General features: G+C 67.6%; 13 protein-coding genes. 9 read left to right on the top strand and 4 right to left on the bottom strand.

What is annotated here, in order from left to right; all coding sequences use genetic code 11:
* From sctO to sctC, 9 genes are read left to right on the top strand one after another with little or no spacing between them, the layout of a single operon-like run.
* A complete protein-coding gene (sctO, locus tag AC27VE_RS13865) occupies positions 1-519 on the top strand; it encodes a type III secretion system stalk subunit SctO (protein WP_488704173.1) in 519 nt (172 codons plus the stop codon).
* Entirely contained in the window at positions 506-1,081 is a 576-nt protein-coding gene (locus AC27VE_RS13860; protein ID WP_488704172.1) for a hypothetical protein, read from the top strand. Before sctO ends, AC27VE_RS13860 begins: the two co-directional genes overlap by 14 nt.
* 6 nt (positions 1,082-1,087) lie before the next feature.
* The gene (gene sctQ, locus AC27VE_RS13855) at positions 1,088-2,260 is read left to right on the top strand and encodes a type III secretion system cytoplasmic ring protein SctQ (RefSeq protein WP_488704171.1); all 1,173 of its coding nucleotides are present in this window, start codon (positions 1,088-1,090) and stop codon (positions 2,258-2,260) included.
* Positions 2,257-2,949: a type III secretion system export apparatus subunit SctR gene (gene sctR / locus AC27VE_RS13850; RefSeq protein WP_488704170.1), complete on the top strand. Its 693-nt coding sequence runs from the start codon at positions 2,257-2,259 to the stop codon at positions 2,947-2,949. The genes sctQ and sctR overlap by 4 nt, the downstream gene beginning before the upstream one ends.
* Positions 2,950-2,958: 9 nt before the next feature.
* Positions 2,959-3,225 carry a type III secretion system export apparatus subunit SctS gene (gene sctS, locus AC27VE_RS13845; RefSeq protein ID WP_488704169.1) on the top strand — a complete coding sequence of 89 codons (267 nt, stop codon included), beginning with the start codon at positions 2,959-2,961 and terminating at the stop codon, positions 3,223-3,225.
* A 19-nt stretch (positions 3,226-3,244) separates the two neighbouring features.
* Entirely contained in the window at positions 3,245-4,045 is an 801-nt protein-coding gene (sctT, locus tag AC27VE_RS13840; protein ID WP_488704168.1) for a type III secretion system export apparatus subunit SctT, read from the top strand.
* Positions 4,042-5,103, top strand: a complete 1,062-nt coding sequence (gene sctU / locus AC27VE_RS13835; protein WP_488704167.1) for a type III secretion system export apparatus subunit SctU — start codon at positions 4,042-4,044, stop codon at positions 5,101-5,103. The genes sctT and sctU overlap by 4 nt, the downstream gene beginning before the upstream one ends.
* Positions 5,096-5,506 carry a type III secretion system chaperone family protein gene (locus AC27VE_RS13830; protein ID WP_488704166.1) on the top strand — a complete coding sequence of 137 codons (411 nt, stop codon included), beginning with the start codon at positions 5,096-5,098 and terminating at the stop codon, positions 5,504-5,506. Before sctU ends, AC27VE_RS13830 begins: the two co-directional genes overlap by 8 nt.
* Complete coding sequence (gene sctC, locus AC27VE_RS13825; RefSeq protein WP_488704165.1) at positions 5,503-7,482, top strand: type III secretion system outer membrane ring subunit SctC; 1,980 nt, start codon at positions 5,503-5,505, stop codon at positions 7,480-7,482. The genes AC27VE_RS13830 and sctC overlap by 4 nt, the downstream gene beginning before the upstream one ends.
* A 35-nt stretch (positions 7,483-7,517) precedes the next feature.
* Here the strand turns inward: sctC and AC27VE_RS13820 are convergent, their stop codons facing one another.
* From AC27VE_RS13820 to AC27VE_RS13805, 4 genes are all read right to left on the bottom strand, one after another.
* On the bottom strand, positions 7,518-8,123 hold the full coding sequence (locus tag AC27VE_RS13820; RefSeq protein WP_488704164.1) for an RNA polymerase sigma factor: 606 nt from the start codon (positions 8,121-8,123) through the stop codon (positions 7,518-7,520).
* 339 nt (positions 8,124-8,462) lie between these two features.
* Positions 8,463-9,134 (bottom strand): response regulator, encoded by a 672-nt coding sequence (locus AC27VE_RS13815; RefSeq protein WP_488704163.1) that lies wholly within the window; start codon positions 9,132-9,134, stop codon positions 8,463-8,465.
* A 522-nt stretch (positions 9,135-9,656) separates the two neighbouring features.
* A complete protein-coding gene (locus AC27VE_RS13810; protein ID WP_488704162.1) occupies positions 9,657-10,877 on the bottom strand; it encodes an ABC transporter substrate-binding protein in 1,221 nt (406 codons plus the stop codon).
* Positions 10,874-12,880: a SpoIIE family protein phosphatase gene (locus AC27VE_RS13805; protein WP_488704161.1), complete on the bottom strand. Its 2,007-nt coding sequence runs from the start codon at positions 12,878-12,880 to the stop codon at positions 10,874-10,876. The genes AC27VE_RS13810 and AC27VE_RS13805 overlap by 4 nt, the downstream gene beginning before the upstream one ends.
* Between the last annotated feature and the right edge of the window lie 3 nt (positions 12,881-12,883).

Here is a 12,883-nt window from a genome sequence, read left to right as displayed (position 1 = left end):
ATGAAGAAACTGTTCGACGAACTGCTCAGGATCAAGCGCTTCCGGGAGGAGCTGGCCGAGCTTGGGGTGGGCCGCGCTCGGCGTCGGATGGCGCAGGCCTCCCGGATCCGCGGGCAGGCCGAGGAGGCGCTGGAGCGGTACCGGGGCGAGGCGCGCAGGCGCGAGGACGGCATGTACGGTGACCTGTGCAGCCGGGTGGTGCGCGTGCGCGAGATCGACGAGGTGCTGCAGCAGGTGGCGGGGCTAAAGGAAGGCGAGCGGCGGCGGGACGCGGAGCGCGAAGACGCGCTCAGGAAGGAAGCTGAAGCGCAGGAAGCGCTGGACGGGGCGCGGCTGGCGCACCAACGCGCGCTGCGCCAGTGCGACAAGTTCGTGGACCTGGCCGACGTGTACAAGGCCGAGGCGCGCAAGGAGCAGGAAAACAAGGAGGACGCGGAGGTCGAGGAAGCTGCCTCGACCGCATGGCGGCCGCGCGAATGGGACGAGGAATTCGAGGAGACTGCGGATGAGCACGGATAGACGGATTGGCTTGGAGATCGGCCTGTCGCAGGGCGGCGCGGGCTGGGACGCGCAAAAGGGCGGCGATGCCGAGCGCCGCCGCGACGCGGATGACGCCGACAGCCGGGCCTTCGCGCGCGCCTTGAAGGGCGTTGCCGACGAGTCCCTGCAGGCGGCGCGGATCGCAGCCCCATTGACGCCCTTCGGGCTGTTCGGCGCGGCGTCGCCGCAGCAGAGCGCCGAACCGCAGGCGTCTTCCGGGCTGGAGGAATCGCTGCGCCTGGCGGCCCGGCGCTTGCTGGTCTCCGACCAGGACGGTAGCGGCCGGCGCGAGGTCAGGGTTGAACTGGACGAGGGCTTCATGGAAGGGGTGAGCGTATCGCTGTTCGAGGATGGCGGCGCGCTGGCGGTTCTGTTCTGCTGCGCGACCGAGAGCGCGCAGCGGCGCGTGTCCGCGCTGGCGCAGGGCCTGGCGGACGGGCTGGCCGCCAGCCTGCGGCGGTTGGTCCGGATCAATCTGCAGGACCGTGACGGCGTCGATGTCCATCCCGGCGAGTGGATGGCGGATGGTTCGGCTCCCTGAGCGCCCATGGACGCCATCGCCATGAACCGACCCGTCGAGATGCCGCTGTCCCTGCTGCGCCTGGATCGCCAGACGGCGCGCGCTTACACGCAGATCGCGCGCCTGGGCGGGAGCTTCCAGGTGATCCTGCCCGCCGCGGGCCCGGGCGGCGCCCTGCCGGAAACCCGCTGGGAGGTGGGCTTCCGCCAGGAGATGGAGGAAACGCTGCGCGCCTCGGCCCGGGTGGTCGTGACGCTAGAGTGGGCCGGCGCGCGCCTGCGCTGCTGCCTGCCGCCGGCCGGCATGCGCGCCTGGCTGTCCGCGCGCATGCCGGACCTGGACTTGGATGAGCTGCCCGAGCCGCTGTACGCGGCCGCCGTTGAGGCGCTGGTGGACGAGGTGCTGGATGCCGCCGGCGCGCTGGGCAACGGCCCGGCGCGGCTGGTGGACCTGGCGCTGGACGGCGACGCGGCGGCTGGCCTGGAGCACGAGTGGATGCTGCGCCTACGCAATGCCGAGTCCGGCATGACGGGCTTTTTGATCCTGTCCTGCGACGGGCTGGGGCTGATGCTGCTGGCCGGCGCGCTGGGCCAGCGCCTGTCGGCGCCGCAGACGCTGGATCCGGCAGCGGTGCCGGTACGCATGCGCGCCGAGGTCGGTGCCTGCACGCTGTCCCTGGCGGAGCTGCGCGGCCTGGCCGAGGGCGATGTCGTGTTCCTCGACGAGCATCGGGTAGACGGCCAGGGTCAGCTCTGGATGCGGCTCGATACCCGGTGGGGCCTGGGCCTGCGTGCGCAGGACGGAAAACTGGTGGTGGCGCAAGCCTGGGAGAAGATCATGAGCGATGAATCGGCGATCGTCAGCGATGAGGACGGCGTGTTCCCTGCGGACGCCGGCGCGCCGGCGCCGCGGGATGCGCAAGAGGATGCCGGTGCGGACGGGGACGGAGAGGGCCTGGAGGCGCGCGTGGACTTCGGCCAGGTGCCGGTGCGGCTGGGCTTCGACCTGGGGGAGCGCCTGATCACCCTGGACCGGCTGCGCACTCTGGCCTCGGGCGAGGTGTTCGAGCTGGACCGCCCGGTGGCGGACGGCTGCGTGCGCATCCGCGCCAATGGCATGGACGTGGGACTGGGCGAGCTGGTCGAGGTGGACGGCAACATTGGCGTGAGGCTGAAGTCCCTGAGGCTGGTCGGATCATGAGCGGCTACGATCCCATCACCCTGGCGCTGGCGCTGTCCATGGTGGCGCTGGTGCCGCTGGCCGTGGTGATGACGACCTCGTTCCTGAAGATCAGCGTGGTGCTGGTGCTGGTGCGCAATGCGCTGGGTATCCAGCAGGCGCCGCCGAACATGGCGCTCTATGGACTGGCGGTGATCCTGTCGGCGTATGTCATGGCGCCGGTGGGCTACCAGATCTCGGCGGAATTGCGCGCGGCCGCCTCCGCGCCGGCGACGAAGGCGGGCGCGGCAGGGACGCCGGGCGTCCAGGCCGGCAGCTCGCTGGAGAATTTCCTGGGCGTCGCCGAGCGCGCCGCCGAACCCATGCGCGGCTTCATGCTGAAGAACAGCCGCGCGGAGCAGCGCGATTTCTTCGTGCGCACCGCGCGCCAGCTCTGGGGCGCCGAGCAGGCGGCCGCGCTGCGCGCAACGGACCTGATCGTGCTGGTGCCGGCGTTTCTGCTGTCCGAGCTGACCGTGGCGTTCCAGGTGGGCTTCCTGCTGTATCTGCCCTTCGTCATCATCGACCTGATCGTGTCCAACATCCTCATGGCCATGGGGATGATGATGGTGTCTCCCGTGACCATCTCCATGCCGCTCAAGCTGTTCCTGTTCGTCATGGTGGACGGCTGGAGCCGCCTGATCCAGGGCCTGGTTTTGTCCTACGCCTAGGAGCCTGGCATGAGCACGAGCGATCTCGTTTCCTACATGACGCAATCCTTGTACCTGGTGCTGTGGTTGTCGCTGCCGCCGATTGCCGCCGCGGCGATCATCGGCACCTTGTTCTCCCTGTTCCAGGCCCTGACCCAGATCCAGGAGCAGACGCTGTCCTTCGCCATCAAGATGGTCGTGGTGTTCGGTGTCATCCTGCTCACGGCGCGCTGGGTGGGGACGGAGCTATACAACTTCACAGTCAGCACATTCAGCGCGTTCGTGCATATCCGCTGAAACGCTGGAAGGGAACCACATGGCCGCCGGCGTCACTTACGAGGAAGCAAAAATACTGTTGGGAACGCTGGCTATGACGCAACCGCGCATCCTTGGCCTGTGCCTGATGCTGCCGCTGTTCAACCGCAGCCTGCTGCCCGGCCTGCTGCGCTACGGCGTGGCGGCGGCGATGGGGCTGGTGCTGGTGCCCGCGCTGGCGGCGGACTACGCCAGCTGGAGCGGTGGGATCGGCGAGACGCTGCTGATCGTGGCGAAGGAAGCGTTCGTCGGCATGGCGATGGGTTTCATCGTGGCGCTGCCGTTCTGGATCTTCGAGGCGGCGGGCTTCGTCATCGACAACCAGCGCGGGGCCAGCCTGGGCGCGACGCTGAACCCGGGCACGGGCAATGAGTCCTCGCCGATGGGCATCCTGTTCAACCAGGCCTTCATGGTCTTCTTCATGATTAGCGGCGGCTGGTTTCTGCTGGTGACCCTGATCGTGAACAGCTTCCAGGTCTGGAGCATCTGGACCTGGTGGCCGGCGCTGCGCCCGTCCTCGGTGCCGCTGTTGCTGGACCTGCTCGACATACTGATGCGGATGACCCTGCTGTATGCCGCCCCGGCGGTGGTCGCGATGTTCCTGGCCGAGGTCGGGCTGGCGCTGGTGAGCCGCTTCGCGCCGCAGTTGCAGGTCTTCTTCCTGGCCATGCCGATCAAGAGCGCGCTGGCGCTGCTGGTGCTGATCCTTTACATGAAGGTGCTGTTCGGCTACGCCTGGGAGAGCGTGGCGGGCGTGAACGACGTTCTGCCGTTCCTGCAGCGGGAATGGGCGCCGCAATGAGCGGCGAGAAAACCGAACCGCCCAGCCAGAAGCGGCTGCGGGACTCGCGCAAGAAGGGCGATGTTGCGTACAGCAAGGACTTCACCCAGACCGTGCTGGTGCTGGCGCTGTTCGGCTACACGCTGGGCAACGCCGGCGCGATCTTCGAGGCGCTGGGCAGGATCATCCTGACGCCGGCCAATTTCACCAGCATCCCCTTCGGGGCTGCCATCAACACGGTGCTCGACATCCTGCTGCAGGAGCTGATCGCCATCAGCCTGCCGTACCTGGGCATCGTGATCGGCATGGGCATATTCGCCGACGCCATGCAGGTGGGGCTGGTGCTGGCGTTCCAGAAGCTGCTGCCGTCGGCCAAGAAGATCAACGTCATGGCGAATCTCAAGAACATCTTCTCCAGGAAGAACCTGGTGGAGTTCCTGAAATCCACAGCCAAGATCGTGTTCCTGTCGATCCTGGTCACGCAGGTGATCAAGGACGCGATGCCCGAGTTGATGAAGATCCCGCACAGCGGCCTGGCCGGAATGGGGGCCGCGATGGGCAGCATGATGCGCACGCTGGTGGTGAACATCGCCGTGGTGTACTTCGTCATCTCGGTGGCGGACCTGGGCTGGCAACGCATGCAATACCGCAAGGGGCTGATGATGTCCAAAGAGGAAGTGAAGCAGGAATACAAGGAGATGGAGGGCGATCCGCACATCAAACACGCCCGCAAGCACCTGCACCAGGAAATGGCGATGAACGACACGGTGCAAAACACCCGCAAGGCCTCCGTCGTGGTGACCAACCCGACGCACCTGGCCATCGCGCTCTTCTACGAGGAAGGCAAGGTGCCGCTGCCGGTGGTGCTGGCTAAGGGCGAGGGCGCACTCGCCGCCGCCATGGTGAAGGCCGCGCGCGAGGAAGGCATTCCCGTCATGCAGAACATTCCGCTGGCGCGCGCGCTGATGGCGCAGGGCAGCGTAGACCAATACATACCCGCCGAGCTCGTCGTGCCCACGGCGGAACTGCTGCGCCTGTTGCGCCAGCTGAACGACCAAGGAACCCATGACCATGGATAGCCAGCCCATACACCCGCTCATCGCACATTGCATGAGCGCCTATGCCATTCCCGAAAGCGCGCGGGTCCACGACGCCGGCATCTCCATCACGGTGGACGGGGTCTACAGCCTGCGGCTCGTGCCGCTGGCGCAGGGATGGCTGGGGGTGAAGAGCCGGCTGTGTCCCTTGCCCCCGCCGGGCGACGACAGGGACGATCTGATGTTGCGTTGCGGCGGGTTCGCGTTCGGCATGCTGCGCAACTCCCCCGGCTCGATGGCGATCGACGCCACGGGGGAAAGCCTGCTGCTGCAGATGATGCTGCGACCCGATTGCCGGGCCGAGGACTTTGCGGGTCTGCTGGGGGACTTCGTCAACGCCTTGTCGGCGTGGCGCGGCATTACCCGGCTGGGAGGATCATTGTGAAACGACTGATCGCGGCGGGGGCCTGCGCGCTGGTCCCCGTGGCGTCCGCATGGTGCGCGCCCTCCTGGCCTAACGCGGCCTACAGCTACTACGCCAAGGGCGAAAGCGTGCAGGACGTGCTGCGCGACTTCGCCGGCGGCTTCAGCCTTGCCCTGCAGATGACGCCGAACCTGCAAGGCTCCGTCAGCGGCAAGTTCAACGCCTCCAATCCCACCGACTTCATGGACAAGCTGGGCGGAGTCTATGGCTTCAACTGGTTCGTGTATGCCGGCACGCTGTTCGTCAGCCGCGCCAGCGACATGGCTACGCGCACGGTCAGCGCCATGGGTGGGTCCATCGGCAACCTGCGCCAGGCGCTGACGCAGCTGGGCGTGCTGGACGCGCGTTTCGGCTGGGGCGAGCTGCCCGATCAGGGCGTCGCGCTGGTCTCCGGGCCCCCCGGCTATGTCGACCTGGTCGAGCGCACCGTCGCGGCCCTGCCGGTCGGGGCCAGCGGGCAGCAGGTCGCAGTGTTCCGCCTCAAGCACGCATCGGTGAATGACCGCGTCATCAGCTACCGGAACCAGCAGGTGGCCACGCCGGGACTGGCGACGGTCCTGCGCAACCTGATCCAGGGCAGCGGCGGCACCGGCGGCAATGTCGCCTTGGCGGAGATCGCGGCGCCGCTGCGGGACAATCCGCCGCGCGTGCTGGAGCCCGAGGGGACGAAAGGCGACGCCGCGCTGGCGGCCAGGATCGCCGCCGGCGAAGCGCTGCGGGGCGCCAGGACGCGCGAGCCGTCGATCCAGGCCGATACGCGTCTGAACGCGATCGTGGTGCAGGACATTCCCGACCGGATTCCGGTCTACCGGCAGCTGATCGAACAGCTGGATGTGCCCAGCACCCTGGTGGAGATCGAGGCGATGATCGTGGATGTGAATTCCGAGGCGATCAACGAGCTGGGCGTCACCTGGGGCGCCAACGTCGGCCGGTCCAGCATCGGCTATGGCGATCTGGCGCTGAAACCGTCGGGCGGCTTGCCGCTGGACAGCGCGGCCAAGCTCAGTCCGGGCACGCTCGGGCTGAGCCTGGGAACGTCGCTTGCGGCAAGGGTGCGGGCCCTGCAGAGCAGGGGCGCCGCGAACATCTTGTCGCAGCCGTCCATCCTCACGGCCGACAACCTGGGGGCGATGATAGACCTGTCCGAGACTTTCTATATCTCGCTGCGCGGCGAACGGGTCGCGACGGTCACGCCGGTTACGGTCGGCACGTCGCTGCGTGTGACGCCGCGCTACATCGCGGCGGCCCAGGGCGGGCAGGTGGAATTGACCGTGGACATCGAGGACGGCAGCGTCCAGAGCGAGGTGAAGATAGACGGTTTGCCGACCGTGCGCAAGAGCAACATCAGCACGCTGGCCGTCGTGGGGGACCAGCAGACCCTGCTGATCGGCGGGTACAACAGCAGCCAGAACACGGAGCAGGTCGACAAGGTGCCACTGCTTGGCGATATTCCTTTACTGGGAGCGCTGTTTTCCAGCAAGTCCAAGACCGTGCAACGGCGCGAGCGACTGTTCCTGATCCGGCCGAGGCTGGTGTCCATCAACGGAGTCTCGGTGGCGGAACCCGCCAATATCGTGACCGCGGCGAATCCTTCGTTCGGCGTGGCCGTAGCCGCGCCCTGGGACGAGAAGCCGGCCGCATCGGCTGCCCAGTTCCTGGAGCAGATACAAGGCGGCAGCGGCTTGCGGGCTGTCGATGGCAGGAGCGCGGTGATCCGGGATCCGCGGGCCGCCGACGTTGCGCCGTCATGGCCCGCCGCGCCGGCCCCTTCGGCGCCGCTGGCCATTCCGGTGCCCCTGGCGCAGGAACCCAAGCCGCCGAGCCCGCCGCTGGACGGCGGCGCCATCCCCGCCACGCGGCCTTCGAAGCCGCCCGCCGGCGCATCGCGGGACTCGTCCGGCCGGGACTGGAACGCGCCCTGGTATAGCGGCGCTTGATGATCGGGTTGCGGGGCTTGCGCCCCGCAGCCGCTTCAGAAGGGCAACACCGCCCCTTGCTCTTCCATGCGTTGCCGCAGGGCCGCGCGGGCCCGCGACAGGCGGCTGCGAACGGTGCCCAGCGGCACGTGCAGGATGTCGGCGATCTGCTCGTACGAGAGGTTCTCCATGCCCGCCAGGTTGAGGATCTGGCGCATGTTCTCTGGCAGCGATTCCAGCGCCGAGGTCAGCACCGTCATGATTTCGCGCTGCGCGGCGATCTGCTCGGGATTGGGCTGCAGACAGGCGTGGTGCGTGAGCGCGGTCTCGCAGACGAAGTTGTAGCGCTGCTCGGGCGCGCGCGACAGGTAGTTGCGCACCAGGTTCAAGGCAATGCCATACAGCCAGGTCGAGAGCTTCGAGTCGCCGCGGAAGTCGGCATAGGCGTTCGAGGCTTCGATGAACGCCTGCTGCGCGATGTCCGCCGCGTCAGCCTCGTTGCCGATGCGGCGGGTGACGAAGCGGCGCAGGCGGCTGCCATGCTCGCAGACCAGTTCGTTGAAGACGCTGTTCATCGACACGGGCGGCAGCGTCGCGTGGGGGGCAGCCTTGGCGGCCCGGTCAGACTGGGACGTCGTTGCGGAGTTCGTGAGAGTGTGCATGTGGGTCGGTCTTCCTGACAGCGCCCGGCATGGCTCACGGAGCCGGGCTTACCGTTGACCGAACTCATTGCGCAGGCGAAAGGCTCCCCGGGCTTCGGCGGCTTGCGCCGAGGCCGGGCGTCGCGATGAAAGCGGTCGGGTGGCTGGTGACCGGCTCGTAGGCCTGCAGCTGAAAGGGCCGTCGAGTTCCACCAGCACGATCAATCCAAAGCTTGTGGATGGAAACTCTACCGAGGGACCTCTAGGCGACCAATACGACGTTCATCGTATTTTTTTGCCTAGTTGCGGCCGCGGGAACCGGCCGGCGGAACATGCGCCATGACGGGGCGGAAATGCACCCTATTGAATGCCGAGACGCACCGCGTAGGCGACCAGCTCGGCGGTGTTGTGGACCTCCAGCTTGCGCATCAGGTTCTCGCGATGCTTGCGCACCGTGAGCGGGCTGATGTACAGGCGCCGCGCCACTTCCGTGCCTGTCGCTCCGGTCGCGATCAAGGCCAGGATCTGCCGTTCACGGCGGGTCAGCGATTCCGCCGGCGCGGCGGGTGAGGCGGGCGGCGCATCGACGGACGCAGGGGCGCGCGGGGCGGCGGGCGTCGCGCGCTTGAGCGCCACCGTGTTGACTGCGTCTAGCAGCGTCTGCGTCTCGCCCTGCTTGAGCAGATAGGCTTCCACGCCGGTGGCGAGGACCGCGTCGCGCGTGTGCGTATCTTGGTTGGCGGTCATGACGATGATGTGCAGGTCAGGATGCGCGTCGCGCAGCGCGCGTATCCAGCGCGATCCGGTGACGCCGGGCATGCCTAGGTCCAGCACCAGCAGGTCGATCTCGTGGGCCGCCAGCTGTGTCAGAACGCTTTCCGCGCAAATGGCCTCTGCGACCACCTGAACCAGGTGCTCCATCGAACGCTGCGAGAGAACGAGCTTGACGCCTTCGCGCACCAGGTGATGGTCATCGGCCACCAGGATCCGCAGGCGGGAACAACGGACGTGCTGATCGAGCGGAAAATTCATTTTCTACCTCCGTGATGCGACAGGCGATCGGCCATCGGCGATGCGAACAAATACAGCTTGTGCCGGGAGGGGCCCTGTGCGCGCGGGCGGGCGCAACTCTTACTGCCAGGGGGCGAGAGCGTGGCGTTCTTCTGATTGCTTTGCGGAACTGCGGTGAAACACTCTGTGGTTGCAAGGCATGTTGTACGCGGCCGGGCAACGACCGCGCACCTGGTGGCCGCGCGCGGCGCGCGGCGGGCAGTGGTCAGCAGCGCTGGGAGTTATCGGCTGCCGCCGGTGTATTGCGTATCGGGGAAATCCCTAGGGCGGGATCCAGGTCGGGCATCCGGGCAGGCGGGGGCGCGTCTGCGGGCCGCGAAGGCGGGCAGCGCGCGGGCTGTTGTCTTGGGATCATCGCCTAGTCAATCCTGTCGTCGAGATGCGCAGAATTTCCATCACGGTATGGAACGGATAGTAGGAGCGGCGGCAATTTTTAGAAACATTATTTCCACGAATTGCTATGGATAGAAACGTTGTTGTTTCTCAATGTTGGGTAAACGTCACAAATTGTGGACGCTCAGGCTCGCTCGCAAGTTCAAAAATGTCATCCGCCGCCAGCAGCAGTTCCATGGGCGGGTCGAAACCGATGAGGCGCATGGTCTTGAAGTTGAGCGCGATCCTGGCGGGCTCCCGCCAGAGCTGGCTGATGTGGCGCGGCGTTTGGCCGCGCAGGATGCGGGCGATGACGTCGGCATGGTAGCGGCCCGCGGCGGCATAGTCCGCGCGCGCCATGCTCAGGAGCAGGCCGTTCTGTACTCCCTCCGCGCCCAGCATGGCGAAGCTGGGAATGCGCCTCGCGCGCAGCAGCGCCGCCAGGCGGCGCGTGATGTCGGCGGTCAGTCCCGAACTGACCGTCACGTACATGGCCTCGACCGTCGCGGCCAGGCGCTTGTAGCAGGTCAGGACGTTCAGTTGCGCCTGCTGCGCGCCGATGCCCGAGGTCCTGGCCTGACAATGCACCACGCGAAAGCCGCGCTCGCCGGCGACGCGCTGCAGGGCGTCCAGCGCGGCATAGCCACGGCCCTCGGCGGTGTCCTCGTAGACCACGCCCAGCGTCTTGAAGGGAACGATGCTGTTGAACAGGCGTATCTGCTGTTCATAGCGTTCCGGCTCGACCCGGGCATGCAGGTTCTCGCGTCCGCTGTCGGTCGCGCTGGCGACGATGCCGGCGCCCACCGGGTCGCTGGCCGAGCCCACCACGGTGGGTACCGGCGGGCCGATGGCCGCCAAGTCCTGTCCGGCCCAGGTGCCCATCGCGATCATCAGGTCCACGTCTGCCTTGCGCGTCAGCCGGTCCAGGATCGCCAGCCGCATCGCGGGCCGCGCGCTGGCATCGAAGTCGCCGGGCTGCCACCATGCGTCGCGCACGAAGCTCAGCGTATCGCTGCGCGCGTGGGCGGCGATGTAGTTCCAGGTCTGCCTGCCGTCCAGGCCCGCGGGGATGTCGCCGATGGTCAGCCAGCCCAGTTGCTGCAGTCCCTGTACCAGCGCCGCCAGCGTGCGCGGGTACTCCTGGTAGTCGCCGCTCTGTACGTAACCGATGCGCCAGCGGCGCCCGCCCGGCCCGGGCAGGGGTTGCAATGCATTGGCGGGCTGGGCGCCGGAGGTTTGCGCCGGCGCGGACTGGAAGCCAGGCCCGTCCTGGGCGGCGGCGGGCGCGGTGAGCAGCAGGGCGGCGAGGATCAGGGGAGCGAGCGGATTCATCGTATGCGGGTGGCGACCAGGGTGATGTCATCGGATTGTTCGGCCGCGCGGGCGTGCGCCTTGACGTCCGCCAGCACGGCTTCCAGGATCGGCTGGCAGTCCTGCGCCCGCGCGGCCTTCAGGCAGGTCTGCAGGCGCGTCTCGCCGTATTGCAGCGATTCGGGATTCATGGCTTCCGTGACGCCGTCGGTGTAGGTCAGCAGCAGATTGCCGGACTGCAGGCGGGCCGAAAAGCTACGGTAAGGAATGCCCGCCTGTATGCCGCAAGCGGGGCCGCTGCGGCCCGCCAGGGGCCAGATGTCGCCGTCCGCGACGCAGAGCAGCGGCGGCGGGTGGCCCGCGTTGACCCAGCGCAGTTGGCGCGTGGCCGGATCGATCGTGGCGACGATCAGCGTGACGAACATGAGCCGGGGATTATTCTGCGACAGTCTGTCGTTGACCCGGGCCGCGATCATGGCCGGGTCGCTTTCGTCCTCGGCGACCGTGCGGATCAGGGTTCGGGTGACCGCCATGAACAGCGCGGCCGGGACGCCTTTCCCGGACACGTCCCCGATCACCACGCAGAGTTGGCCGTCCCGCATGGGGAAGTAGTCGTAGAGATCGCCGCCCACCTCCTTGGCGGGCACCATCAGGGCATGCAGGTCGATGCGCCGGTCCGTGGCGTCGGGCAGCGGGGCGGGCAACAGGCCCAACTGTATGTCGCGGGCGATGTTCAGTTCGCTTTCGAAGCGCTCGCGTGCGGTCGTTTCCGACAGCAGTTGGCGCACGTTCTGGGACAGCCGGTCGGCCATGTGCAGGAACGATGCCGCGAGGCGGCCGGTTTCGTCACGGTTACGCCGTGGCAGCGCCTTGATCTCGGGCGGGACGGGCTGGGGGCGGGCGAGATCCTGGCCGGCCAGCTGCAACGCATAGCGCGCCAGCTGGTTCAAGGGCCGCGCGAGGCGCGCGGCCAGCAGCCATGCCAGCGTCAGCGCCAGCGCCAGCGTGGCGGCGAAGGCCGCGGCTTGGCGCTGCATCAGGCGCTGGGCCGGCGACTTCAGGTCCTGTTCGGGCACGGCGCCGACCAGCGTCCATTTCAAGGGGGCGAAGTACGAAGTTTCGATCAACCAGGCGCCATGCTCATTGGCGTAGGGGACGCGGCCCGGGAGATTGGCGTCGTCCTGGCGGCGCAACAGCGCGGCCAGCGGGCTGCCGGTGCGCAGGTCCGGGCTGGAGAGAATGCCGGCGAATCGCGGGGGCGCCGGCGCGATGGCCCGGCCCTGGTCGTCCAGGATCATGACGAAGCCGGATTGCGCCAGCGTCAGCCGGGACAGCGCTTCCTTCAACGCCTGCTCCATCTGTTCGCGGCGCCACCGGGCGCGTTGCAGCGCGCCTTGCGTGCCGTCGTCGACCACCAGCACCCATTGCCACGGGAAAAACTGCATGAAGTAGGCATAGCGGGTTTCGCCGCCCCGGTAGCCGCCGTCCGGCCAGCGGAACAAGGTGTAGTCCAGGCTCGTCGCGCGGTCGCGGGCCAGCATGGCGGCGGCGAACGCATGTCCCTTGATGTCCTTCAATCCGGACAGGTCCGCGTCGATCAGTTCATGCCGGTTGGAGGCCAGCACGTGGAGCCCGGAGTCGTAGACGAATACGTCGTAGGGAGTGTCCAGGCTCATGCGGTTGATCCAGGCCCGCGCCAGGCCGCGCGCGGCGCCTTCGCCGACGACGCCCCGGCGGGCGAGATCGGCATAGGCTTCGGCCATGGCCTGCAGGGTCTGGCCCATGCGCCGCAGGTCCTGCTTGCCGCCCGAAACGATTTCTACCTTTTCCTGCAGCAGCGTGGCCCAGCGGCTGTCCAGGTCGCGCCGCAGCAGGTCCATGACGTTGCCGATGGCGTGCTGCTCGCCGGCGGCGACGGTCGCGGTGACGTCGCGCTGCGTGACCAGCATCATGGTGGTCGTCAGGCTGAGCAGGATGGCGACGACCAGGAGGAAGATCTTGCTGCGCAAGGACGACAGGAGCATGGC

This window comes from Achromobacter sp. 18P8.1.1, from assembly GCF_057799415.1.
The sequence above is the reverse complement of the archived record's forward strand: the minus strand, read 5'-3'. Positions and strand labels throughout refer to the sequence as shown.

Coding starts and splice junctions, on each gene's coding strand:
- sctO (WP_488704173.1), top strand. CDS start 1: ATGAAGAAACTGTTCGACGAACTGCTCAGGATCAAGCGCTTCCGGGAG.
- AC27VE_RS13860 (WP_488704172.1), top strand. CDS start 506: ATGAGCACGGATAGACGGATTGGCTTGGAGATCGGCCTGTCGCAGGGC.
- sctQ (WP_488704171.1), top strand. CDS start 1,088: ATGGACGCCATCGCCATGAACCGACCCGTCGAGATGCCGCTGTCCCTG.
- sctR (WP_488704170.1), top strand. CDS start 2,257: ATGAGCGGCTACGATCCCATCACCCTGGCGCTGGCGCTGTCCATGGTG.
- sctS (WP_488704169.1), top strand. CDS start 2,959: ATGAGCACGAGCGATCTCGTTTCCTACATGACGCAATCCTTGTACCTG.
- sctT (WP_488704168.1), top strand. CDS start 3,245: ATGGCCGCCGGCGTCACTTACGAGGAAGCAAAAATACTGTTGGGAACG.
- sctU (WP_488704167.1), top strand. CDS start 4,042: ATGAGCGGCGAGAAAACCGAACCGCCCAGCCAGAAGCGGCTGCGGGAC.
- AC27VE_RS13830 (WP_488704166.1), top strand. CDS start 5,096: ATGGATAGCCAGCCCATACACCCGCTCATCGCACATTGCATGAGCGCC.
- AC27VE_RS13820 (WP_488704164.1), bottom strand. CDS start 8,123: ATGCACACTCTCACGAACTCCGCAACGACGTCCCAGTCTGACCGGGCC.
- AC27VE_RS13815 (WP_488704163.1), bottom strand. CDS start 9,134: ATGAATTTTCCGCTCGATCAGCACGTCCGTTGTTCCCGCCTGCGGATC.
- AC27VE_RS13810 (WP_488704162.1), bottom strand. CDS start 10,877: ATGAATCCGCTCGCTCCCCTGATCCTCGCCGCCCTGCTGCTCACCGCG.
- AC27VE_RS13805 (WP_488704161.1), bottom strand. CDS start 12,880: ATGCTCCTGTCGTCCTTGCGCAGCAAGATCTTCCTCCTGGTCGTCGCC.